This window comes from Clostridium perfringens (assembly GCF_016027375.1).
Lineage (GTDB): Bacteria > Bacillota > Clostridia > Clostridiales > Clostridiaceae > Sarcina > Sarcina perfringens.
The window spans coordinates 3,183,648-3,209,755 of the sequence record NZ_CP065681.1; the positions used below are offsets into that span (position 1 = coordinate 3,183,648).

Below are 26,108 nucleotides of genomic sequence, written 5' to 3' on the forward strand. Positions count from 1 at the left end.
TATTAACAAATTCATTTTATCATGTATACTATAGGTATAGTTATGACATATGTCTTATAATATTTGCTTTTATAGGAGGTAAGCCATTGTTATTAGTAAAAAATGAAGAAAAGCTACTTGAAGTAATAAATAAATACGAACTTAATTCCATATTTTCACAAGAAATTATGCCCTTTTTAGAACTTCATATGTTTAAAAAAAATGAGCATATATGCTTTATGAATGAAGAACTTAATTACCTTTACTTTTTTGTTCATGGCAAAGCAAAAGTATACAAAACCTTACCTAACGGAAAGTCTTTACTTTTGGAATTTTATGAACCTGTCCAATTAATAGGTGATTTAGAATTAATATCTAAGATAAAGGCAAACTGTAATGTTAAAGCATTAAAATCTAGTCTTTGTATAGCTATTCCTATACAAGCTGTAAATTCAATAGCTCTTAAAGACCTTAATTTTCTTATGTACATAACTAAAAACCTTTCAAACAAACTTGCAAAATGCTCTGTAACAAGCTCCATAACTATTACCTATCCACTTGAAACCAAACTTGCTAGTTATCTTTTAGCAATGAATAGTAATAATATAATTATGATTGATAATTATTCAAATTTAGCTGATTTATTAGGTACAAGCTATCGTCACTTAAACAGAGTTTTAAATAAATTAGTTGAAAAGGGAATAATTTTAAAAGATAAAAATGAAATAAAAATTCTTAATAAAGAAGAGTTAGAAAATATTTGTGTAGACTTAAATTAACCATAATAAAGTAAAAGAACCCATTTATATTTAGATAATAACTATTTATCAAAATATAAATGGGTTCTTCTTTTTTATACTGTTTTATTAATTTTTTCAATTTTAATTTTTAATCTATACTTATTAACTATAAAACTTACTATAAATAATACTATTGACACTATTAGATTATTTAAAAATCCAGATATATTAAATCCAATAGTAAATATATCGGCTATATATACTATAAATGCATTTACTAGAAAAAGAAATATTCCAAAAGTAAGAACTGTAATTGGCAAAGATATAATTTGAAGAATCGGTCTTAAAGTAAACCCTAGTATAGTAAAAATTGCTGAAAATAGAACTATATTTAGCACACTTTTTGCTTCTCCAAGATTAAAAAGGTAAATTAATATCAATACCACTACTAGATTAATAAAAAAATTACTAATTATCCTCTTCATTTTTCCTCCTATACTAGTTTAATCTTTATACTTATATTTTCTTTTCCTAAACTTAAATCAAGAATTTCACTTTCTTCACACGCTCTAAATTCCTTTAATGCTTCTAAACCACCATATAGATAATTAATATAATTTTCTAATTTTCTTAATCTAAATATCCACTTTAGAAAACTTAATAAATCTATAATATCATTTAAGATAAGATTAATCACAGCAATAGGAAGGCTAATTCTTAACCAGTTAATACTAGGTAAAGTTATTTTTATATAAACAAAATTTTTCTTAGTCAACATAAATTTTTACTATAACTTTTCCATCATCTTTATTGTTTATATCAACATCACAGATAGTTGGATCATCTAATTCACCATTTTCAATTTCTTCAATTACTTTTTTAAAGTCAATATCCTTTAAATTAACTCCACCTTTTTCAATATTATTCATAGCATCTTCTGGTATAAATTTAGTAAATCCACTAGCAACCTTTATTAAACTTAGAGGAATACTTAAATTAACTTTTACTTCCTCATTTTCAACTTCAACTTTAACTTTAAGTGTTTTGTATATCTTTTTCTTTATAACAAACTCTTCTTTATTTTCCCCTAAGGCATTTAATAATTTCATTCCCTCTTCTGGACTAATCTTACCTTCACTTATCATCTCTAATATTTTTTTCTTTTCATCCATAAAAATTCTCCCCCTTTATTTTAATTTCTCTAATTCCTTTAAAGCTTCACTAGATGTTATTTCTCCTCTATCTAGCTTTCCAAGTATAATCTCTCTCTCCCTTTTTTTATCCTTTTTTTCATCTTCTAATTCTTTATCTTCAAACCCTAAAGCTGTTATTAATTGATTTAATCTACTCTTTACAGTTGGATAGGATATATCTAGTTCTTTTTCTATTTCTTTTATACTTCCTTTGCACTTAACAAATATCTTTAGAAAATATTGCTCTTCTGGAGTTAAATTACAAAAATCACAGCCCTTAAATTCACCTTCAATTTTAGTTTTGCATTTTTCACATTCTAATTTAACTATTTTTAGTTCACTATTACACACTGGACATTTGCTTGGTCTTACGTATCTCAAAAAAACACCTCCTTTTATATACATTATACTATCTTAAATTAATAAAAATCAATATATAAATTAATTTTATTAATTTATATATTGATTTTTTTAATATAAATATTAATTATTTTAAGTTTTGTTTTTGTTTGTTTAAAATAAACATTAATTTTCATTGCAATAATAATTCATTGCCTCACTTAAAAAGTTAGTAAATCCTTCTCCATATTTATCTATATTCTTAGTAAACCTTTCATCATAAATATACATATCTGCAAGCCCTTTAAATATCTCAATACTACATTGGTAGAAATTTTTACTTATAAGCATTCTCCACTGATGAACTAAACTCTGAACCTCTTCATCTGAAACCTCTCTATCCATGAGTTCTGCTAAATTTTTATATAAATCATCTATTTCTCCCATTATATTATTCCAGTCTTCTTTTGAATATTTACTTGTTTTTTCCTTTGACTCCTTATAAGCATCACTTTTTCCATACTTATTTTCTACTTCTTCCTCATAAAGTTTATTGTGTTTTTCTATATCAAATCCTTCAAACATCCCTTTTTTGTTCATTATAAATTCCCCTTCCATATCTTTAATTGTGTTTTCTATGGTCTCAACTATTTTATTTAATCTATTTCTCTTATCTATTATGAATTGTTTTTGTGTCCTTAAAGTTTCCTTTAAGTCTAAATTTTCATTACTTAAAATCTCTTTTATTTCTTTTAAAGAAAAATCTAATTCACGGTAAATTAATATCTGTTGAATAAGCTTTAGATCATTGTCATTATATAATCTATATCCAGATTCACTTATAGCTGTAGGTCTTAAAAGTCCTATTTTATCATAATGATGTAGCATTCTAACTGATATTCCTGTTAATTCTGAAACTTCCTTAACTCTATACATATAACCACCTCCTGGAATTTATATTACTCCCTAACACAATGTTAGAGTCAAGGAGAAAATATTAATATTACTAATAAATATATCCTAAAATAAAAAGGTTACACTCACTTAATATGAATGTAACCTCTTAACTAAATTAATATACTTTCTATTTTTTAAATATTATTATCCACTTATTTCTATATCTTTAGTTAAATTAACTACCCAAACCTTTGATAAAACTCTAGGCAATCCAAAGATGGCTTTAACTATTTCTTCTGAATAAGTAAATAATACTAACATATATATTGGAAAGCCATTTATTGCTCCAAAGAATGTTAATGGTATTGATACAAGCCACATACAGCCAAATTCTAGTGCAAAGGCATACTTTGTATCTCCTCCACTTCTTAATATTCCTACAATCACTAGAATATTAAATGATTTTAAGCCCATTAGAACTCCCATTATTACAAAAATTTTGCTTAAATCTCCAGCCATAGTTGAAGATGTACTATAAACTTTAAGTAATATTGGAATACTTAATATTAACATTCCTCCTAAAATACTTCCTACAACAAAAACTATCTTAGAAAACTTATTAGAATAATCTATAGCTCTATCAGTATTATCTGCACCAAGCTCATTTCCAAGCATAATAGCTGCTCCAGTAGCTATACACATAGCTAACATTATAAATAGATTAGCTGTGCTAGTTGCAATCTGACTTGCTGCTATTGCTGATGTACCAACCATTGCATAAGCTACAGAGTATGAAACCGATCCAATAGCCCAAGCAAAGTCATTTATAAATATAGGCATTCCCTTAGACATATAAACTTTGAAAAAGTCTTTATTTATTCCTCTAATATCATTTATATTAAACTTAATAATATAATCTTTATCTTTTAAAATAACATATCCAACTAATAATAAACATTCTATTATTCTAGCAAATACAGTAGAGATAGCTGCTCCCTTAACACCTAACTCTGGGAATATACCTATTCCAAATATTAAGCAATAATTAAATATAATATTTATAATAAGAGAAGCTCCACTACAAAACATTCCTAGTTTAGGATTTCTCACAGCCCTAGCCCCTGCACTTATTACCATGCTCAAGGCTGTTAAAGGATATGAAATAGCAATAACAACTAAATAATTTTTACAAAGTTCAACTACTTTTGGGTCAGTAGAAAAGATTCCTATTATAAGCTCTGGAAAGAAAAATGCTAAAACAAAGAAAATAAAACTAAATCCCACACATAAAATAGTACTTAGTCCCATAACTTTCTTTATACTTTTTCTATCATTACTCCCATAAAATTGAGATATGAAAAGTCCTGTAGCTCCTGTTAATCCTATTAATCCCATATTAAATAAGAAAAACACCTGATTAGCCACGCCAACAGCTGCTATAGATTCCTCACCTAAACTACTTATCATAACTGTATCAATTACATTTACAGAAGTTGATATAAAGTTTTGAACTATTATTGGAATACATAAAACTAATAATACCTTATAAAATTCTCTATCTTTACCCACTAGCTTCTTTTTTAGAAATAAAGTTACTCCTAATATAATCAAAGCTGTAACAAAGAAATAGACTCCAAAATACATTGGTGAAAGTCCAAACAAAAAATCTCCCCCTAATTCATATATTTTATTTAAAAAAATTTATCTAAATGACTAAAGAAATCATTAGATAAAAACACTATATCATAATAACATGATTCTTAATAAGAAATAAATCTCAGTAAAAATTATTCAATATAAAAATATAAAGTACTACATGTAAATCCTCCACCAGCTTTTAAAATCTCTGAATAATCCAAATAAAACACTTCAAAATCAGCCTTTTTTAATATATGAAACACTGTTTTATTTGAAGTTAATATTCTCCCATCACCTAAGGCTACTATATTAGCTCCTAGTTCTTCAGATGTCTTTTTATCAATGTTATAACAAGTTTTTATTCTCTTTTTAATTTTATCTTTATCATATAAATAATCACTAATTATACATTGATTCTTACCTAATATATTAAAAACACAATCTAGATGAAGCATCTTTTCCTTATTAAAATTTATTTCTATAATTTCATATCCCATATTATATTCATTTATATATTCTTTTAGTTCCTTAATCGCTTCTAAGCTAGTTCTTTTGCTTAATCCTACAAAGATGTAATTTTCATATACTATTACATCTCCACCTTCTATTTTATTTTCCATTCTATATACTTTTAAGTTATGATTTTTTATATACTTTTCTAAGGCTTTAGTTTCTTCTATTCTCTCTTTGTTGCTCATACTAGAAATAAACAATGTATCCCCTATAACAAAACCTACATCCCTTGTAAAAACTTGATTCTCCCCATATATAGGTTCTAAAAGTTGAACTTTAACCCCTTCTCCGCTAATTAAATTTATAAAATTATTGTATTGTTCATACATTAAAGGATAATTTATTTGTACCTTCCCCTTAACTTTAAAATTACAAGGATAACACACTATTACAGTTTTAAGTTTTCCATATCCCTTATTATTTCTTATTTCCATACTTTCACCTCATTTTATACAAAATACTTATTACTTATTATTTGAAAATTATTATTCATATATCCTAGTAATTTATTCTTACTAATATTAAATAAAAAACTCCATGAAAAAGTCTTTGCACTCTTAGGTGGATATAAAAACATTGTTGTATTCTTTTTATATATTTAAATAAGGACTATGTCACTCTTGACATAGTCCTCCTTACTTTTCATCACAAACCTAAATTAACATTATTCTTTTCTTAAATTATTTATAGTTAATTTAGTAACTATAAACCTTATTTTTTCATAGGAAACATCCTCTTCTAGATTTTCCTTAATAGGTTTTAACTTGCTATACCCAACCTTATCTATGGCATCTAAAACCAATTCTTCTTCTCTTTTTGAAAATAAGGAATCAAAATCTATTTCAAAGTCTATTTTATTTCCCTCTTCTAAATATTGCTGAATATGAGAAAGCACTGTAGTAATAGAAAGTTCTCTTTCCTTTGCAATAGTATGAAACTTATCCCCTTCTCTAAGCATATCTATAGTAATTTCAAAAGACTTTTTCTTTCCATCTTTACCATTACCTTTTTTAAACTTTTCTTCTAGCTCATCCTTATTAATTTTTAATCCAGATTCCCATTGAACCTCAATATTGTTCACTTTAACATATTCCTTTATTACATTTAAGAACTGCTCTCCATACTTAAGTATTTTCTTTTCACCAACACCACTTATTTCTGAAAGTTGGCTCTCATTTACTGGTATTCTTACACTCATCTCTTTAAGTGTATTATCACCAAATACTATATATGGAGGCACCCCTTCTTCTAAAGCAATTTCTCTTCTTAAGCTTCTTAATAAATCAAACAATTCATTATTTTTAGATACTCTCTTAGCTTTTATCTTTTCCTTAAACATAACTTTTTCATTACCCTTAAGAATATCTATGGAACTTTGATTAAGTCTAACTACAGGGTACTCCCCTATATAATCTATATATCTATGCGAAATTAGAGTGTTTATAAAGTCCTTAAGCCCTTCTTTAGAATAATCCTTCATTATTCCATAAGTACTTAGCTGATCTAAGCCTAATTCAATTATCTTCTTATTTTTTGAGGCCCTTAAAACATCTATTATTACTCCTATTCCAAAGGGTCTTTTCATCCTATAAACACAGGAAATAACTTTTTGAGCATCTATTGTTTTATCAACTAATTCTCCTTCCATTTCACAATTGCTACAATTATGACAGTCTTCCTCTAAGTCTTCTCCAAAATAATTAAGTATAAATCTTCTATAACATCCATTAGAATAAACTAAATCCATCATTGTTTGTAACTTACTTAATTCATTTATCTTTCTTTCAGGATTTAAGGTTCCAGTTTCTATTATATATTTCTGTGTCTGAACATCTCCTGGTGAAAAAATAAGAATACACTCTGATTTCTCTCCATCTCTTCCCGCTCTTCCTATTTCCTGATAATATCCCTCTATGTTTTTAGGCATATTATTGTGAATTACATATCTTATATTTGGCTTATCTATACCCATTCCAAAGGCATTAGTAGCAACCATTACACTTACCTTATCGAAAACAAAATCCTCTTGATTTTTCTTTCTTTCCTCATCTGAAAGTCCAGCATGATATTTTGTGCATCCTATTCCTCTTGAATTTATAAGCTCACATAAGGAATCTACCTCTTTTCTAGTAGCACAATAAATAATTCCAGAAACATCCTTATTTTCTTTTAAATAATCTAATATATAGTGAGCCTTGTTAACTCCCTTTTCTATTATTATTTTTAAATTATCCCTATCAAATCCAGAAACAAAAACCTTTGGATTATTAAGCTCAAGTAATTTTACAATATCTTTTCTAACTTCCTCTGTTGCAGTTGCTGTAAAGGCTGAAACTACAGGTCTTTTTCTTAAAAGATTTATAAACCTTCCAATAAATTTATAACTACTTCTAAAATCATGCCCCCATTGAGAAACGCAATGAGCCTCATCAACAGCCACCTGTGAAATATCTATATTAGAAACTAAATTTAAAAACTCCATAGATTCAAGTCTTTCAGGTGCTACATATAATATTTTTATATGTCCATCTTTAACACTTTGAAATATATTATTTATCTCTTCATTACTAAGAGTTGAATTTATATATGCTGACTCTATTCCCATGCTATTTATGGCATCAACTTGGTCTTTCATAAGAGAAATAAGTGGTGAAATTACAACTGTAACCCCCTCTAAAATCAATGCAGGAATTTGATAACAAATTGATTTTCCTCCACCAGTTGGCATTATAGCTACAACATCATTTCCACTTATAATCTCATTTATTATTTCCTCTTGTCCTTTTCTAAACTCACTATATCCGTAAAAACTTTTTAAAATCTCTTTCGCTCTTTTCAATATTTCTCTCCTTCCAATTTATAAACCAACAAAATTATTTGCTAAATACTACTTATTTTCATTCTCTAAATTAAGTAAACATTCCTTTTTACTTAATCCCCCACCATATCCTGTTAATGATCCATCTTTTCCTATAACTCTATGACAAGGAATTATTATAGGAATAGGATTTTTATTATTTGCTCCTCCTACAGCCCTAACAGCCTTTGGATTTCCTATTTTCTCAGCTATTTCTTTGTATGAAACTGTCTCTCCATAGGGAATATCCCTTAAAGCATTCCATACCTTTCTTTGAAATTCAGTTCCCTTTGCTAAGTCAACCTTTACTGAGAACTCACTTCTTCTACCACTAAAATACTCTTCTAATTCTATTTTACACTTTTCTATCTCTTCACTAATAAATTCTTCTAAACAATTATCATCTTCTACAAAATTAATCTCTACTATATGTCCATCTGACTCTATTATCTCTAAAATTCCTATAGGAGAATTGTAATATCCCTTTTTTATTAAACTTTCCTTCATAAACATCATCTCCTTTTTAATTATTTACACATATTAAACTAAAATTAACATTATAAATATCTAAACATGTATTTATTATCTCTAGATTAATAGTATTCGGCTAAATACATAAATTAATTATACTATATATTTTTCATATAAAATTTTATATATTCTACTAATAATAATTGTTATAACCATAACTCTAATGATTTTAAATAAAACTTCTAAAATATAAAAATAAGGCAAATAATATCTAATATTACTTGCCTTACTTTTATTATTTACCTACTATTAATTTTTAAGCTTGCCTTTTTTTCTATATAACTTATTCTATACTAATTTTGTGATTTATATTGATTATAATATTCAGATAACAATTCTAAAACTTGTTTTGCTATTTTCTTATATGCCTCATCTGGCAAGTTAGCTTCAGATACACGCAATATTCCTGGTGCTGCTCCAAAACCTACTCCCTCCATTAAGACTACTCCATTTATCTCTGCTAAACGTAATAAGAAATCAATAGGTTCAAAGTTTTCCTTTAGATATTCCTTAAATTTATCATCATATAAATCTCCGGCTAACTCATAAATATCTATTAATGAATAGTATTTAGCATTTTCTCTACTATCATCTTCTTTAATTCCTAGGGTATAACATAAATCATGATATCTCTCTCTTACTAATTTTTTAGAGCTTTCTATATATGGATCTCTGCCCTTAGTAATCAATGAAGTTAAAGCAAATAAAGCCATTTGAATTTGTTGAGGTGTTGATAAGCCTGAAGTATGATAAAGGCCAACTGAACGACTATCTGCAACAATCCTCTCAATAAATTTAAACTTTCTTGGTTCAAAAGTTACAAGGCCATATCTTTTATCTAAATCCTGTAATTTTTCCTCTGGTAATTTACTTATTAACTCATCAAAAACATTATTTTCATTAGCAGCTATTAATCCTAATCTCCATCCTGTTACACCATATAATTTAGAGAAGGAATAAACTAATAAGGTATTATACGGTACTACGGAATATATAGTCTTAAAGTTTTCAACAAAGGTTCCATAAACATCATCAGTTATTATCATTAAATCCTTACGTTCTTTAACTATATCAGCTATGTGATTTAAAGCCTCTTCACTTAAAGCCTTAGAAGCTGGATTTGAAGGATTTACAAAAAATAAGGCTTTAATCTCCTTATCTCTTAACTTGTCTAATTCTGAATCCTCTATAACCCAATTATTTTCTTCCTTTGAAATTAAATCTACTTCAACCATCTCATAATCTTTTAATTCTGGTATTTGTAAGTAAGGTGTAAATATTGGAGTGTTTATAGCAATCTTATCTCCAGCTTTTATTAGTCCATTTTCTTTTAATGAATTAAATATATAGCATATAGCTGCTGTTCCCCCCTCTGTTGGGAATACATTAGTTTCCTTAGCTAATTTTACTCCTCCAAAAAGTTCTTTTTCTAAATACAATTTTAAAATCTTTTCTGTATTTACTAAACATCTATTTGGAACTGGATAATCATTTCCAATTGCTCCATCTACAAATTCTTTAACTAATTCATCTTTATTAACACTTAAAGTTTTAATGCTATAATCTATGGCATCACGTAAAAATTTATCTACTTCATGACCCCCATTTAAGAAATCCATTAATCTTTCATATATACAATCTAAATTGGTGTATCCAGCTAAATTTCCATCATGTATAGTTCTTCTTGATTCAAAAACACCAAATTCCACTATTCTACTTAAGGCTAGTCTTCCTTCAGTATTTATCCAGTTAGGATTTCCTCTTCCTGCATTCAAAAATTTATTGTGCTTTTCATTGTTTTTAGCTAACTTTAACATCTTGCTACTAATTTCAAAAGCTCCTAATCCTTCTAGCTTTTTTTCAAGATCTTTTGTTATCATGAATAACCACTCCTTATAGTAAATTATCCCCAAATGGTTTATACCTTTATTTTAACACTTTGTTAACTTTTATGGTTAAATTCCCACATTATTTAAGCATAATTTTCCTATAAAGATACAAAGTCAATCCCTTTAATAATTACTATATTCCACTAAGATTTTGGAATTATTACTCTAAACATCCTTCTAAAAATTATATAGATATTTTCTTTATACTATTTGCAAGTTTTATAAAAAGTTATTTTAATACAAACCCTTAAATCTTATTTTTGGTATAGCCCCTATAGTATAAAACTATTAATAAAAAATATTATTCTCCAGCTACAGAAAGTTCCTTAATAAGAATACTTGGACTACCATATCCAGAAGTTACTCCACTTTCCTCTAAATCATTTCCTACCTCTTCAATATTATTTAGTAAATCAAAGAAGTTTCCTGCAATAGTTATATGTTTTATTGCCCTAGTTAAAACTCCATTTTCTATTTTTATCCCCTCAGCAGCTAAGGAAAAGTCTCCTGTTACTGCATTTGCACCTGAATGAAGACCTGCTAAGTCTATTATATAAATTCCATTTTCCACAGAACTTAAAAGCTCTTCAAAGGACTTATCCCCTTCTTTTATATAAAGATTAGTAGGACTTGCTTTTACTGTGGACTTAAATCCTGCTTTAAAGCCATTTCCAGTTGGATTAACCTTTGATTTCTTCGCAGTTTTTAAACTGTGTAAAAATCCTTTAAAAACTCCATTTTCAATTATATTTTTAACTCTTGTAGGTACCCCCTCATCATCAAAGGAACAAGTTGAAATTCCTCCCTCTAAGAAAGGATCATCCACAAGGGTAACTTTACTAGAAGCAACCTTCTCTCCAATTTTATCCTTTAAAAGTGTTTTATTTTCTTGAGCTATATGACCTAAGAAATTATCTTCCATAGTTCTTATTAAGGAAGCCATAACTTCTCCATCTATAATAACTTTATATTTACCTGATTTTATGGAAGTAGATCCTTTTTTTCTTAAAGTATTATTTATTGCTTTCTTCATTAATTCATCTATATTAACATCATTTAACTTAGTTGAAACCCTAGAAGCTCCATCTACAATCATATTTTCTCCATCTTTAGCTATAGGAGAAATTGTAGCTTGAACAATAGTTTTTTCTTCTTTTAAATCAATTCCCTCTGAATTAACTATTACTCTCTCTAACTTAGCTGTATTAAATTTAGTGTACTCACTTTTTATTATTTCAGAGTTTATCTTTGATGGCTCATTGCTTAACTTTAGAGCCTTTTCTATTTGCTCCTTTGGAGTTAAGCTACTAATATTTTCATCATAGGAATTTACTTCTACATACTTAGCTTTATCCCTAAATATAAACTCCTCATCTTCACTTTCTACAAGTTCAGCACATTCAATTGCTTTTAAAAGTAAGATTTCTATTGATTCATCATCTAATTTCTCTGTATATGAGTATCCCATTTTCCCCTTATATATACCTCTAAAAGAAACTCCTATAGTAGTACTTAATCCATATCTTTCAACTTCTCCATTAGATGAAGTAATATTTAATGATTCACTTTTACCATAATATAATTCATATTTTTCAAAATTAAGTTCCTTAGCTCTATTAAATAATCTTTCTTTAAAATCCTTAAATTCCATAATAACAAATACCTCCTATCTTCCCCCAACTGTAATTTCTTTAACTCTTAAAAGTGGCTGACCTACGTTAGTTGGGACTGCTCCACTTAAGGATCCACAAACTCCTTGCCCATGGTCTAAGTTTTTTCCAACCATATCTATGTTCATTAAGATATCAGCACCATTTCCTATTAAACTAGCTCCTCTTACAGCCCTATCAATCACTCCATTTTTAACTAAGTATCCTTCAAGAACGTTAAAATTAAAATCGCCAGTTATAGGATTTACTGATCCTCCACCCATTTGCTTAGCATATAATCCATTTTCTATAGATTTTATGATTTTTTCATTATCATCTTCACCATTTGCTATAAAGGTATTTGTCATTCTTGAAGTAGGAGCATATTTATAAGATTCTCTTCTTCCACTTCCTGTAGAAGGCATACCCATTCTTCTTCCATTAAACTTATCAATCATATATGATTTAAGTATTCCATTTTCTATTAAAACTTTTCTTCTAGTTGGCTCTCCCTCATCATCTATATTTAATGAACCCCATGCATTAGCTATAGTTCCATCATCTATTGCAGTAACCTTTTTAGAAGCTATTTGCATACCAAGTTTATCACAGAATATAGAATTTCCTTTAGCAACAGCAGTGGCCTCAAGGGAATGACCACAAGCTTCATGGAATATAACCCCGCCAAAGGAATTTTCAATAGCCACAGTCATCTTACCCGCTGGGCAATAATCTGCATGAAGCATTGTTACTGCTGACTTAGAGGCTTCTTTTCCTAAATCACTTAAATCTATGGTATCAAAAAATTCAAATCCCATAGATGCCCCTGGAGATCTTGTTCCAGCTTGATTATCTATTCCATCTGAAGCTATGGAACTTATGGCTATCCTTGATCTTATTCTTCTATCTTCAGTAAATAATCCTTCACTATTAGCAATTAAAACCCTTTGATCCTCATCCTTCATAGTAACCGTAACTTGAGATATCTCATCACTATATCCCTTTGCTCCCTTGTAAGCTTCCTTCATTTTCTCAATTTTCTTAGCTGAACTTATAGATGAAGGAACATATAAAATAGGATGAATATTGGTATTTATTCTTTCAACTAAATTTAAATTAACTGTATGTCCATCTATAACGTCCCCTAAAGCTAAAGCCGCCTTTTTAGCAGTATTAACTAAACTTATAATGGAATCGTCATTGGTATATGCATATATGCACTTTAGCCCTTTAAAAATTCTTATACCAATTCCATAATCTTTTCCTGAAATAATATCCTTAACAGCCCCTGAAGTTAATACAATATTATTATTTAACTTTTCTTCAACAAAAACTTCTGCAAAGTCTCCTCCTGCACTAAGAGCTACAGAAAGTACTTTTTTAATAGTATCTTTACTTAACATAAAATCACTCCCCAAATTAATAAACAATTATCTTTAATAAGATTATGCCTTGTTTTAAATATTTAATTCTATTTTAATTGTATAAACATGAAAATTATATAATTAAAAGAAATATTATCATTATAAAAAATTTTAAATTAATTAGCTTTTTCAATCCATCTTAAAGTTATCATCTATTTACATAAGATTTGAAAAGTGACATACAATGTTAATTAGCTTAAAATATAGGTTATTGAACTTATTTTTAAATTAAAGGAAAAGAGGAATTAATGTGAGTATTACTAAGGAAAGATTCTTTAATGAATTTAAGAAAGATCAAGCTACATATGATGAAATTCATGAAAATATATTAGATGGGGTTAATATAGGTGGGGCTAATTTTATCATATTAATGTGTGCCATAATAATAGCCTCTGTTGGTTTAAATATGAATGCTACTGCTGTTATTATAGGTGCAATGCTTATTTCTCCACTTATGGGACCAATAATAGCCATCGGATATTCAGTAGGAATTTATAATTTAAAACTTTTAAAAAAATCTGCAATTATACTAATAATAGAAATATTCATAAGTATAACTACTGCCACTATTTATTTTTCTTTAAGTCCAATATCCAGTGCAGGAAGTGAGATTTTATCTAGAACCGCTCCTAATATATGGGATGTAATAATAGCTTTTACTGGAGGAATTGCAGGAATAATAGGTATAACTCGTAAAAAATCAGGAAATATTTTACCTGGAGTTGCCATAGCAACTGCCTTAATGCCTCCACTTTGTACAAGCGGTTATGGTTTAGCAACTAAAAACATTCATATATTCTTAGGTGCAGGTTACTTATTTTTTATAAACTCATTTTTCATAGCACTTTCAACCTTACTTGTTGTGAAATTTATGAAAATACCAACTAGAAATACTTTATCAGAAGTAAAACAAAAGAAACTAAAAAAAATGATCATAGTTTCAACTATTTTAGTTACTATACCAAGTTTAATCTCAGCAGCAACTATGGTTAATAGCTTTTTAAACAATGCTAATCTTAGTAACTTTATTGAAAATGAAATGCCTTCTGAATATATTCTTAACAAGGAAATAAACACAAAGAATAAAACAATAGACTTAGTTATAATAGGTAACACCATAGATAATTCAGAGGAAGAAAAATTACAAGAGGCATTAAAATATTATAATTTCAGCGGATATAAACTTATAATTCAACAATCAACTGATAATTTCCCTGAATTAAAAATGTATTTAGATAAAATTAAAGAACAGGATTCTGGTTTTATAGGTGATTTAGAAATAAATAAAGGAAAAAATAACTCTAGTATCAATAATAATGTTACATCAGCATTAAACTCAGTTACTTCATCATTACCAGGAAAGTTTGATGATATAACTAAAGTTTACAGTGGAGTTTTAGATAATGAATTACCTGTGTTTATTATAAATCACTCTAAAGATTACATTGATAAAGATGCTATTAATGCTTATATTCTATCTAATCCTGAATTAAAAAATGCTAAGATTTACTTTGAAAAAGAAGATCCAAATAAGGAAAATACAAAACCTCAATAGCTTTTATATTAAGGAACTTCTAAAAGGTAATTTTAAAAAACAATTTAAAAAATGATTCTAAAAGAAAATAGGAAATTTTAAACTTCATAATATACAACACAAATAAAGAGCTACAAAAGATTTTAAAATAATTTATGAGTTCTAAGGGTTTATAATCCTCTTTAAAAAACTTATAAATTTTAAAAAACTTTTATAGCTCTTTTTATTTATATAACTTAAAAGACTTTATTTCATTTTAAATATAATCAAACTAAAAATAATTAAAAACATACTTTTATTAGCTTTATAACTCTTTTAATTTAATTAATTCTAAAATAAAATCCCTATATTAATTATCATTGTTTTTATTGATTAATGAATGCTTTCTTCCATAAACTAAGTAACTTATGATTAATAAAACTAAAACCACAATAAATATTTTCCATATTTCTTCTGATAAATTACTCATTAAAAATAAGCAACTAAATGCCCCTAGTAAAGGAATAAATGGTACCAATGGAGTTTTAAACCCTCTTTTTACATGAGGATATTTTTTTCTAAAGGCTATTAAAGATATACAAACTAAAGTATATGTTAATAAAAAGGCTATATTAGCAAAGTTAGCTAACTGTCCTAGATTAAAAAATCCTGCTAATAAGGCACCTATTATACCAACAGTCCATAATGCTGTATATGGCACATCTTTTTTATCAACTTTACTAAAGAATTTTGGTAATAATCCATCTCTACTCATGGCTAAAAGTATGTGTGATGTTGTAAAGTTACCTGCAAATATTACGGCAAGGATTCCTATTACAGTTCCTAAGGATACTACAAAGGCAACTCCCCTTTGCCCTACTAATTTTAAAGCATAGGATAATGCATCACCAACATTTAAATTAGTATATGAGGTTACTCCTGTTAAGACTAAGGAGACAGCTATGTATATAATTGTGCATATTACTAAAGAACTTATAAGACCTAATGGTAAAGATTTTTGTGGATTTTTAACCTCTTCAGCAGCTGAGGCCGTTGCATCAAATCCACAATAAGCAAAGAATAAAGAAGCTGTTCCAGTGACTATACCCTTAACTCCAAAGGGAGCAAATGGATGCCAATTACTAGTATTTACATGAAAAACTCCAACTCCTATGAATAAAGCAATAACTGCAATCTTTATAAATACCATAATATCATTAACCTTCTTACTTTCTTTAGTACCTAAAGATATTACAAAAACTATAAATAAAATTGATATCATTGCTGGTAGATTTACTATTCCCCCTTCACTTGGAATAGCTGTAAATGTCTTTGGTAATTTTATTCCTAGAATATCTAAAAGACTTAAAAGATAAGATCCCCATCCCGATGCTACTGTAGCTGTAGATAATGTATATCCAATAACAATGCACAATCCTGATATATATGCAATAATCTCACCTAAGGAGACATAAGTAAATGAATAAGACCCTCCAGCACTTGGAATACTTGAACTAAATTCTGCATAGCATAAAACAATTATAGCCGCCGCAATTCCTCCTCCAATAAATGCTATGGAGGTAGCTGGCCCAGACTGTTTAGCTGCAACAATCCCAGTTAAAACCATAACTCCAGTACCAATTACTGACCCAACACTCATTAGTGTTAAATCCAAAGCACTTAGGGTTCTTTCCTTATTTTCATTTGCTTCGCTAAGTATTCTTTTTAAGCTTTGCTTTTTAAAAATCTCCATAAATTAATCACCCTTTTAAATTTAGTAAATTTTGCTTTATACATTATATGTTAACACTTTATTCATCATTAAGAAATATTTTATTGAATAAAAAAAGGCTGCATCTAAATAGATACAGCCTAATCAATAATTTATAATATTCATTTTAAGTCAGGGATTTTTAAAATTTATATTATAACTTATTAGCTAATTAATTTTGATTTATAAATTTCAACTTAAATACATTGTTTATTCTTTCTTTATCTAATTTCAACTCTAATATTATGGCAGCTATAATTATTAATATAGCACCAACTATTTGCTTACCATTTAATACTTCTCCAAAAATAAAGAAAGCAAATATACTTGATAGTACTGGTTCCATAGAAGCTAATATACTAGTAACACTAGCCTCTATGTATTCAGTTGATTTTATATAGAATGTATTAGATATAAATGTACTTAAAATACCTATAGATAATATATTTAATATGACCACCCCAATATTAGGTGCATTTGCAATTATATCAAATGATTCTTTAAAATCTGTAAATAAACCTATAAATATACTTGCAAATATATAGCCATAAATAAGCAATGTGTCTTTTCTATAACCACTAAAAAATTTAGGAAATATTATTTGAAAAGCAAATAAAAATCCTGTTCCTAATCCAGCAGCTATTCCTATTGCACTCATATTAAAATGTCCTAAAGACATATTTGAAACCATTATGCATCCTACTAAAGTTAATAGGATAACAGATCCCTTTTTCATATTGAACTTTTCACCAAAGAATAATACCCCAAAGATTGTTACCCATATTGAGTTAGTAAACATCAATACTGTAGCTACAGATATAGGTATATATTCTACGGACAAGTTATATCCAATAAAACATAAGGCAAAAGTTCCTATTCCATATAATGCTGAAATAGCTAAGCCTCTTGGATCTATCTTTAAAATTTTTCTATCAGTTATCATTATCCAAATAAAAAAGCAAATAGAAGATAAAAAACTTCTACTAAAAGCTATAAACATTGTGCTTAATCCCGCTTCATATAGGATTCTACTGCTTATGCCCATTATGCCCCAAAAAACTGTCGCTATTAAAACTAGACTTATTCCCTTCTGCTTATTGTTCATTATAATTCCTCTTTTTCTAAGTTTTTAACACAAATTCTATTATATACTTATTAAGAAAATTTAAAAGCTCCAAAAATGACATTTTACTTTTATTAACTTTCATTTTCTGCCCTATTATATAATTTTAGTTGTTATATCTTAAAATTGCTCAAATTAGCTTATAATGTGGTTTTTGATTAAAATTAAAAACTTTTTACTTTCTTAAAAGTTGTCAGTTTCGCATTGTTTTTGAAAGAAAATTTTAATAATTATTCAACACTAAGTTTATAAAATTAATTTTTTTAACACTTTCATAAAACAAATTAAAGCTCTATATTTTTATAAAGAAAAAGAAGCTATATCAAAACTAATAAATAAAACTTATGAATATATAAAACTTTATATTATTTTTAAGCTTTATTTACATGTTATTTTGATACAACTTCTTTAAACAATATCTTTATATTTATTATGTAACTAACTTATGTGCTAAAAGTTTCTATAAATTATTTAAAGTAAACTTTATTATCTTCTAATTTATCTATTATTGCAAGAGATTCAACTCTTACCCCTAAATCTTCTAAAACTTTTCTTCCGTCTTGGAATCCTTTTTCTATAACTATTCCTATTCCTACTAACTCAGCACCTGCTTGCTCAACTAAGTCTATCATTCCTTTAGTTGCACATCCTTGAGCTAAGAAGTCATCAATTATTAAAACTCTTTCGCCTTTATTTAAAAATTGCTTTCCAACTCTAACTTTGTAATCTTTTTTCTTTGTGAATGAATGTACATTTGATTCATAAACATCTTTATCTAAATTTAAACTTTCAGTCTTTTTAGCAAAAACTACTGGAACATAATCAAAGTATTGAGATGCGATCCCTGCAATAGCTATTCCTGAAGCTTCTATTGTAAGTATTTTATCTACTTTTTCACCTTCAAATCTTTTTCTAAATTCCTTACCAACCTCATTAAGGAATTTTATGTCCATTTGGTGATTTAAGAAACAATCAACTTTAAGTATGTTTCCCGCTCTAACTTTTCCTTCTTTTAATATCTTTTCTTTTAATGCTTCCATCTTCCTTTTCCCCCTGCTATAAAAATTATTTCATTATAATAAATAACTCTGTTTAGAATTTTCTAATTGAATCTATTAAAGCTCTATGTAGAGGCCTACTTTACTACAAAGATAATTCCTATAAAGCATATTAAAAAGAAAGCTTAATTAAAGCTTTTACATAATAATTTTATATGAATTAAAAAAATTCCTAAGCCAAAAAGCCTAGGAATATATAATAATCTCACAAAAAAATATAGAAATCACCTATATATTCGTAGTTAGGATGTTTACGGCCTCCTAGTAGAAACACTCAACCCATATCGTCGAGCATATACGATATACTTATATAAGTACATATTAAGTTATTAAATAGTATTATAACTACTTATTCTTTTAATGTAAAGTTTTATCACTAAAAAAATTTTAATGAACATAAGAAACATTAAATAACCTATTTAGTTTATTATATCTTAGAAATGAAACATTACTAATTTTATATTTTCTAAAAATGAAAACTTTAAAACTTGCTCTGATAATTTTAAAATAGAGTTATTATATATATAATCTTATTTATAATCTAGTCTTGGAATAATCGTCCAAACTCTCCTAATACACTGCCTTCCCCAACATCTCTAGATCCTGGAACCTGCGGTGCAGATGAAACAACCTTAGATGCAAGTCTACTAAATGGTAAGCTTTGAATCCAAACTTCCCCTGGTCCTACTAAACTTGCAAAGAAAATCCCTTCTCCTCCAAAGACAGCATTCTTTATTCCTTTAACATACTCTATATCATAATTTACATCCTTTGTCATAGCAACTAAGCATCCTGTATCCACTTTTAATTTTTGTCCTGGTAGAAGTCTCTTTCTAACAATAGTACCACCAGCATGAATAAAGGCCATACCATCTCCTTCAAGTTTTTGAAGTATAAATCCTTCTCCCCCAAAGAACCCAGTTCCTAATTTTCTTCTAAAATCAATTCCTATACTTACTCCTTTAGCTGCACATAAAAAAGCATCCTTTTGGCATATAAGTTTACCACCATAATTTCTTAAATCTACTGGAATTATCTTTCCTGGATATGGTGAAGCAAAGGCAACCTTTTCTCTTTCTACTCCCATATTTGTAAAGGCAGTCATAAATAAGCTTTCCCCTGTTAAAACCCTCTTAGCAGCCCCTCCTAACTTTCCAAAAAATCCACCTGATCCACTACTATTGCTTCCATCACCAAAAATGGTTTCCATTTCTATGCTACTATCCATCATCATCATTGCTCCAGCCTCGGCAACAACAGTTTCTCTTGGATCTAATTCAATCTCTACAAATTGCATATCATCTCCAAAAAGTTCAAAGTCAATTTCATGTGAATTCATCATATACACATCCTCCAATAAATACATCTATTCCAACACTAAATCATAATTTTATTTTACATACTATCATAGAATATATAACTTCTACAATAAAAATATTCTAAGAAATAAAGACCTTATTATTCTTTTCGTAATTACTAAAGCCTTTATTCACACATCTTTATATAAGCTCATAGTATTTATTAAGAGGGTTTTCAAAATCTTAATAAAATCATAGTATTTTCGTAATAAAAACTTATTGACAGACAACTCAAAGAGATATAATATGATATTAAACTTAATAATATTTAATATCTATTGTGTTAAGAGGGAGTAGTTGCAAGCTATAATATCAACATCGCGGTTAACGAAAAGTTACCTGGTATTATACACCAATTTGGTTACAAGACTTTTAATATAATCTAAGGAATTTAAGGTATTTTATGTACTATTCCTTAGATTATATTAGGAGTCTTATTTTTTTGCCTCCTATACATAGATATTATTTGTTAGAAATTATCCTTAATCAATAATTTATATTAAAGAAAGGAGACAATAATATGAAGAAAGTTTATTCAAAATCAAAAGAAGAACTTTTTAAAGAACTCGGTGTAAACAAGGACGGTTTAAATGACACTGAAGTTAAAAGCATGGAAGAAAAATATGGTAAAAACGAATTAGTTGAAGGTAAGAAAAAATCTACTTTCCAAGTATTTCTTGATCAATTTAAGGACATGCTAATAATAATTCTTATATGTGCTGCCGCTATTTCAATGTTTTTAGGAGATATTGAAAGTGCCGCTGTTATCATATTCGTATTAATAGTAAATGCTACTCTTGGAACTATTCAGCATCTTAAAGCTGAACAATCATTAAGTAGCTTAAAGGCTCTCTCCTCACCTTCTACTAAAGTGCTTAGAAATGGTGAAAGAATAGAAATAGACTCAAAGGATGTAGTTGTTGGAGATATTATATTTCTTGAAGCTGGAGACTATGTTCCTGCTGATGGTAGAATTCTTGAAAACTATAGCTTACAAGTTAATGAAAGCTCATTAACTGGAGAATCTGAAAGCATAGTTAAAATGTCTGAAATAATAAAAGGAGAAGAAATCCCTATTGGTGATAGAAAAAATATGGTCTTCTCTGGAAGCTTAGTAACTTATGGTAGAGCTACTATTTTAGCAACAGCCGTTGGTATGGATACTGAAATAGGTAAAATAGCTCAGTTATTAAATGATACTAAGGAAAAGAAGACTCCTCTTCAAGCTAACTTAGATAACTTTGGTAAAAAGCTTGCAATTGGAATACTTGTTATCTGTGCAATAGTATTTGCTCTTAGTCTTTATAGAGGTGAAGCTATTATAGATGCATTCATGTTTGCAGTTGCCTTAGCAGTAGCTGCTATCCCAGAAGCTTTAAGTTCTATAGTAACAATAGTTCTTTCTTTAGGAACTCAAAAAATGGCTAAAGAAAATGCCATCATAAGAAAATTACAAGCAGTTGAAGGCTTAGGTAGTGTATCTATTATATGTTCAGATAAAACTGGTACATTAACTCAAAATAAAATGACCGTTAAAAAGATTTTTGTTGATGGAAAAGTAATAGATTCAAATGAATTAAATTTAGAAAAGAAAATAGATAATGATTTATTAACTATGAGTTTACTTTGTAATGATGCAATTACAGATTGCGAAAAAGAAATAGGTGATCCAACTGAGGTTGCCCTTGTAAACTTAGGTGATTTATACGGAGTAGATGAACTTGTTCAAAGGGATAAATTTAAAAGACTTGGTGAAATTCCTTTTGATTCAGATAGAAAACTTATGAGTGTTGTTTATAACATTCATGGTGAAAATATTATAGCTACTAAGGGAGCTGTTGATGTTCTTCTTAAAAGATCTACTAAGATTGAAACTTCTGAAGGGGTTAGACCTATAACTAAAGAATATATAGCTAAAATAGAAGAAATTAACCAAGAATTCTCAAAAACAGGTCTTAGAGTTTTATCTTTTGCATATAGAAATATTGAAAGTAGAACAGATATAAAACTTGATGATGAAAATGACTTAACCTTCATAGGTCTTATATCAATGATGGACCCACCAAGAGAAGAATCTGCTGAAGCCGTAAGAGCTTGTATAGAAGCTGGAATTAAACCTGTAATGATAACTGGTGACCATAAAATAACAGCTTCTGCCATAGCAAAACAAATAGGTATATTAAAAGATGAAAGTGAAGCTATTGAAGGTTCTGCTTTAGATAAAGTTAGTGACGAAGAACTTAAGAATATGGTAGAACACATTTCAGTATATGCTAGGGTTTCTCCAGAGCATAAAATAAGAATAGTTAGAGCATGGCAAGAAAAAGGCAATGTAGTTGCCATGACTGGTGATGGTGTCAATGACGCCCCTGCTTTAAAACAAGCTGATATAGGTGTTGCAATGGGTATTACAGGATCTGAAGTTGCTAAAGATGCCGCTTCTATGGTCTTAACAGATGATAACTTTGCAACCATAGTAAAAGCTATTGAAAATGGTAGAAATATTTACTCAAATATTAAAAATGCTATTAAATTCTTATTATCTGGTAATACTGCTGGTATATTATCAGTATTATATGCTTCCATATTAGCATTACCAGTTCCATTTGCTGCGGTACACTTATTATTTATAAACCTTTTAACTGATAGTTTACCTGCAATTGCTTTAGGTCTTGAACCTCATAAAAAAGAAGTTATGAAAGAAAAACCAAGAAAAGCTAATGCTTCTATATTAACAAAAGACTTCATTACAGATGTATTATTTGAAGGTGTAGTTATTACTATTGTTACTATGATAGCCTTCCATATTGGATTAAACCAAGGTGGACCTCTATTAGCAAGTACAATGGCCTTTGCTACTTTATGTTTATCAAGACTTGTTCACGGATTTAACAGTAAATCTAAAAAACATGTAGTATCAAAAGAATTATTCTCTAATAAATATTTATGGGCTGCATTTGGTGTAGGATTTGTACTATTAAACATTGTTCTTTTAGTACCTGCATTTGAAGGATTATTCCAAGTTGCTCCACTTACACTTAATAACTTATTAACTATATATGGATTATCATTATGTACTTTCATAGTTGTTCAATTTGTTAAATTTATAAGAGAAAAATTTACTGAAAATAAAACAAACACTGTTCAAGAATCAAATAAAGAAAATAGAGCAGCTTAATTATAGTTTTCTATAGACCATGCCAATTCGGTATTAGCATGGTCTATATTTATATCTAATAATACCAATTAAGAATAGACAGGAGGATTATTTTGCATGGAGTTTTTAGGATCTCTATTAACATTTTTAATTGATATTGTAGGTTCCTTTGGATACTTTGGAATCTTATTAATAGTTGGGTTAGAATATGCTTGTTTCCCATTACCTAGTGAAGTGGTTTTAACCTTCTTTGGTCTTAGTGCATCTCAAGGAGAATTTTCACTTATTGGAGTTATAATATTTAGTATTATAGGTGGATTATTAGGTTCATTAATCTGTTACGCCATTGGCTACTATGGTGGTGTCCCTCTTCAAGAATGGTTAGGACGTAAATTTCCAAGCAGTCAAAAAAGTATGTTAGCATTAAATAAATGGTTTAAAAAATATGGAAAGCCAGCTGTATTGCTAGCTAGGATAGTTCCACTTACTCGTACATATGTATCTTTATTAGCTGGCGCTGAGAAATTCAGCTTAAAATATTTCATCTTATACTCTTCTTTAGGTATAAGTATTTGGAACATTTTTTTAGTTTCCTTAGGATATTTTATAGGTGATAATCTACCACTTATAAATTCAATAATGGAGAAATACACCTTTGTCACTTTAGCTATTTTAATTATTGCTGTGATTATTTTCATTTATCTTAAATTTTTCAAAAAAGAAAAGAACACATCAAAATAATTATAATTAAAAAGACTATGCTAAAATCTTATTTCTTAGTTTTAGCACAGTCTTTTTTTAATTAAATAACAATCTCAACTTTTATTCTAAATTATCTATTTCACTACTTATTATTCATTTAATCTTTCTTTAATTAAATAATAGTTTTATCAATTATGATAAAATTTATTTTTATTCCTTTGTATATTTTTATTAAATAGTAGTGTTAGCACTTCTTATTCCTTTATAGAAAAGATAGTAAGTTAACATCATATATGGTTGTAACCAAAGCATACCTATTCCAAAAGTAAGGAAAGATAATATCATCCATCCTATAAAGCTTAAGTTCATAACTATATACTTCCATCTATATCCCTTAGTTATATTAAAGCTCATTTCTATAGCTTCCATTACTCCAACACCCTCATCTTCTGTCAATATCATAGGTACAGGGAATAATATTGCCTCTATAAAAAATCCTAAAGCAACTAAAATAATAAGAACTACAATAAATACTACGATGCTTTGACTAGCTATAAAAGCAACTGAAAATATCATTGTAAATATAATCCAACCTATTCCTACAACTAATCCAATTAAAATATCACATAATAAAATTTTAAGAGTAGTCTTGAAACTTATTAAGCATTCTAAGTATTTTACTTTTCCCTCTGTTTCATTTAGCTTAATACAATACTTTATAAAGCTTCCAGTTAAAAATGTTGAGATTAGTGCAATTATAATCCACCCGAATACAGGTATTGGAGATAATAAAAAACTTAATAAAAATGTTGAAACAAAAAATAACAAACATGCTCCTACAGCATTTTCCCATCTTCCTCTTAATAATTCTTTGGCTTTTAGTTTACACTCTACTCTATCAGTCACTAAATAGCGCCTCCTAAAAATTGATTGCTTAATTAAATACATCTAATTACTTTTATATTATTCATAATCTTCAATAATTAACACAAAAACTTAAGGAATATATTAAAATATAAATTTCATTTTATTATCTGATATAATTTAAACAATAGGATTCCTATAAAACTATGATTTAGGTAATAAACCTTTTAAATCTATTACTAATTATAAAGTTTATCTCTTTACTAAACCAAGATTTAAAAGAACCTAATTAAGCTAATCTTAATGAGGATTTCTATAAAGCTTTTTAATAAAATATAATTTAATGAAAGGTATAAATTTATGAGAAAAAAATATTTTATATTAACCATTTTAACCATGATACTTGGTCTTTTATCTAGAAAATTCATGTCCTATGTTCCTAGTTTAATATCACCATACTTAGGTGATGTCCTTTGGGCAACTATGGTTTATTTTGGCTTTAGATTTCTACTTCCCAAACTAAATACTAATACTTCTTTTTTAATCGCTATTCTTTTCTCCTTTGGAATAGAATTTAGCCAAATATATCAAGCAAAGTGGATTAATAATATTAGAGCTACAACCCTTGGCGGCTTAGTTCTTGGACATGGCTTCCTTTGGAGTGATTTACTTTGTTACACCATAGGGATATTAATTGGATCTTTTATAGACAGGCTTGCTCTTATTAAAAAAAAGCTCTAAGGTAAGCAAAAAACCTTAGAGCACAGAAGAGGTATCTACAATAGCAACCACTATGTGATAAATAGCTTTAAGTTTATAGCTTAAAGCTATTTATTATCTTATATTCAAATTTTTCTTAAAATATTCCTATTGTAAATTTAAATTATGAAATATAATTCTAACTCCTCATTTT

The 26,108-nt window shown here is 27.9% G+C and carries 22 protein-coding genes and 1 riboswitch; of the genes, 5 read left to right on the top strand and 17 right to left on the bottom strand.

Annotated elements, in window-relative coordinates; genetic code table 11:
- Positions 1-86: 86 nt before the first annotated feature.
- Positions 87-758, top strand: coding sequence for a cyclic nucleotide-binding domain-containing protein (locus I6G60_RS14700; RefSeq protein ID WP_003458068.1), 672 nt, complete (start codon positions 87-89; stop codon positions 756-758).
- A 74-nt stretch (positions 759-832) separates the two neighbouring features.
- Here the strand turns inward: I6G60_RS14700 and I6G60_RS14705 are convergent, their stop codons facing one another.
- The 12 genes from I6G60_RS14705 to I6G60_RS14760 all read right to left on the bottom strand — a co-directional run bounded on the left by I6G60_RS14705 (position 833) and on the right by I6G60_RS14760 (position 13,628).
- On the bottom strand, positions 833-1,204 hold the full coding sequence (locus I6G60_RS14705; RefSeq protein WP_003458048.1) for a phage holin family protein: 372 nt from the start codon (positions 1,202-1,204) through the stop codon (positions 833-835).
- Positions 1,205-1,212: 8 nt separating this feature from the next.
- Positions 1,213-1,497 (bottom strand): hypothetical protein, encoded by a 285-nt coding sequence (locus I6G60_RS14710; protein WP_003479024.1) that lies wholly within the window; start codon positions 1,495-1,497, stop codon positions 1,213-1,215.
- Entirely contained in the window at positions 1,487-1,891 is a 405-nt protein-coding gene (locus I6G60_RS14715) for an SHOCT-like domain-containing protein (protein WP_003458015.1), read from the bottom strand. The genes I6G60_RS14710 and I6G60_RS14715 overlap by 11 nt, the downstream gene beginning before the upstream one ends.
- A 15-nt stretch (positions 1,892-1,906) precedes the next feature.
- A complete protein-coding gene (locus I6G60_RS14720; RefSeq protein ID WP_003458031.1) occupies positions 1,907-2,293 on the bottom strand; it encodes a DUF2089 domain-containing protein in 387 nt (128 codons plus the stop codon).
- 144 nt (positions 2,294-2,437) lie between these two features.
- On the bottom strand, positions 2,438-3,187 hold the full coding sequence (locus tag I6G60_RS14725; protein WP_003457974.1) for a MerR family transcriptional regulator: 750 nt from the start codon (positions 3,185-3,187) through the stop codon (positions 2,438-2,440).
- 165 nt (positions 3,188-3,352) lie between these two features.
- A complete protein-coding gene (locus I6G60_RS14730; protein WP_041702578.1) occupies positions 3,353-4,810 on the bottom strand; it encodes an MATE family efflux transporter in 1,458 nt (485 codons plus the stop codon).
- 125 nt (positions 4,811-4,935) lie between these two features.
- Positions 4,936-5,733 carry a dimethylarginine dimethylaminohydrolase family protein gene (locus I6G60_RS14735; protein WP_011590146.1) on the bottom strand — a complete coding sequence of 266 codons (798 nt, stop codon included), beginning with the start codon at positions 5,731-5,733 and terminating at the stop codon, positions 4,936-4,938.
- Positions 5,734-5,963: 230 nt separating this feature from the next.
- The gene (gene recQ, locus I6G60_RS14740; protein ID WP_011590145.1) at positions 5,964-8,138 is read right to left on the bottom strand and encodes a DNA helicase RecQ; all 2,175 of its coding nucleotides are present in this window, start codon (positions 8,136-8,138) and stop codon (positions 5,964-5,966) included.
- Between the two features lie 48 nt (positions 8,139-8,186).
- Positions 8,187-8,663 carry a methylated-DNA--[protein]-cysteine S-methyltransferase gene (locus I6G60_RS14745; protein ID WP_011590144.1) on the bottom strand — a complete coding sequence of 159 codons (477 nt, stop codon included), beginning with the start codon at positions 8,661-8,663 and terminating at the stop codon, positions 8,187-8,189.
- A 317-nt stretch (positions 8,664-8,980) separates the two neighbouring features.
- Positions 8,981-10,567: a bifunctional aspartate transaminase/aspartate 4-decarboxylase gene (locus tag I6G60_RS14750; protein ID WP_111744011.1), complete on the bottom strand. Its 1,587-nt coding sequence runs from the start codon at positions 10,565-10,567 to the stop codon at positions 8,981-8,983.
- A 310-nt stretch (positions 10,568-10,877) separates the two neighbouring features.
- Positions 10,878-12,227 (bottom strand): TldD/PmbA family protein, encoded by a 1,350-nt coding sequence (locus tag I6G60_RS14755; RefSeq protein ID WP_111744010.1) that lies wholly within the window; start codon positions 12,225-12,227, stop codon positions 10,878-10,880.
- 15 nt (positions 12,228-12,242) lie between these two features.
- Positions 12,243-13,628, bottom strand: a complete 1,386-nt coding sequence (locus I6G60_RS14760; RefSeq protein ID WP_197925501.1) for a TldD/PmbA family protein — start codon at positions 13,626-13,628, stop codon at positions 12,243-12,245.
- Positions 13,629-13,899: 271 nt separating this feature from the next.
- On the opposite strand from I6G60_RS14760, the gene I6G60_RS14765 reads away from it, so the two are divergent.
- Positions 13,900-15,204 carry a TIGR00341 family protein gene (locus I6G60_RS14765; protein WP_011590141.1) on the top strand — a complete coding sequence of 435 codons (1,305 nt, stop codon included), beginning with the start codon at positions 13,900-13,902 and terminating at the stop codon, positions 15,202-15,204.
- Positions 15,205-15,532: 328 nt separating this feature from the next.
- Here the strand turns inward: I6G60_RS14765 and I6G60_RS14770 are convergent, their stop codons facing one another.
- From I6G60_RS14770 to I6G60_RS14785, 4 genes are all read right to left on the bottom strand, one after another.
- Entirely contained in the window at positions 15,533-16,915 is a 1,383-nt protein-coding gene (locus I6G60_RS14770; RefSeq protein ID WP_011590140.1) for an APC family permease, read from the bottom strand.
- A gap of 190 nt (positions 16,916-17,105) precedes the next feature.
- Positions 17,106-18,038 (bottom strand): DMT family transporter, encoded by a 933-nt coding sequence (locus I6G60_RS14775; RefSeq protein WP_003458020.1) that lies wholly within the window; start codon positions 18,036-18,038, stop codon positions 17,106-17,108.
- Positions 18,039-18,523: 485 nt separating this feature from the next.
- Positions 18,524-19,096 (bottom strand): xanthine phosphoribosyltransferase, encoded by a 573-nt coding sequence (locus tag I6G60_RS14780; protein WP_004457565.1) that lies wholly within the window; start codon positions 19,094-19,096, stop codon positions 18,524-18,526.
- 237 nt (positions 19,097-19,333) lie between these two features.
- A riboswitch (purine riboswitch) is annotated at positions 19,334-19,435 on the bottom strand.
- A gap of 220 nt (positions 19,436-19,655) precedes the next feature.
- Positions 19,656-20,456 (bottom strand): TIGR00266 family protein, encoded by an 801-nt coding sequence (locus I6G60_RS14785; protein ID WP_111744007.1) that lies wholly within the window; start codon positions 20,454-20,456, stop codon positions 19,656-19,658.
- Between the two features lie 536 nt (positions 20,457-20,992).
- Here I6G60_RS14785 and I6G60_RS14790 point away from each other — a divergent pair.
- Together I6G60_RS14790 and I6G60_RS14795 are read left to right on the top strand one after the other, a co-directional pair.
- On the top strand, positions 20,993-23,650 hold the full coding sequence (locus tag I6G60_RS14790) for a calcium-translocating P-type ATPase, PMCA-type (protein WP_110035036.1): 2,658 nt from the start codon (positions 20,993-20,995) through the stop codon (positions 23,648-23,650).
- Between the two features lie 96 nt (positions 23,651-23,746).
- Complete coding sequence (locus I6G60_RS14795) at positions 23,747-24,370, top strand: DedA family protein (RefSeq protein WP_003458062.1); 624 nt, start codon at positions 23,747-23,749, stop codon at positions 24,368-24,370.
- Positions 24,371-24,562: 192 nt separating this feature from the next.
- Here I6G60_RS14795 and I6G60_RS14800 read toward each other — a convergent pair whose 3' ends face one another.
- Positions 24,563-25,237, bottom strand: a complete 675-nt coding sequence (locus tag I6G60_RS14800) for a DUF975 family protein (protein ID WP_003457977.1) — start codon at positions 25,235-25,237, stop codon at positions 24,563-24,565.
- 318 nt (positions 25,238-25,555) lie between these two features.
- On the opposite strand from I6G60_RS14800, the gene I6G60_RS14805 reads away from it, so the two are divergent.
- Positions 25,556-25,936: a ribosomal maturation YjgA family protein gene (locus I6G60_RS14805; protein WP_003457984.1), complete on the top strand. Its 381-nt coding sequence runs from the start codon at positions 25,556-25,558 to the stop codon at positions 25,934-25,936.
- Positions 25,937-26,108 lie beyond the last annotated feature (172 nt).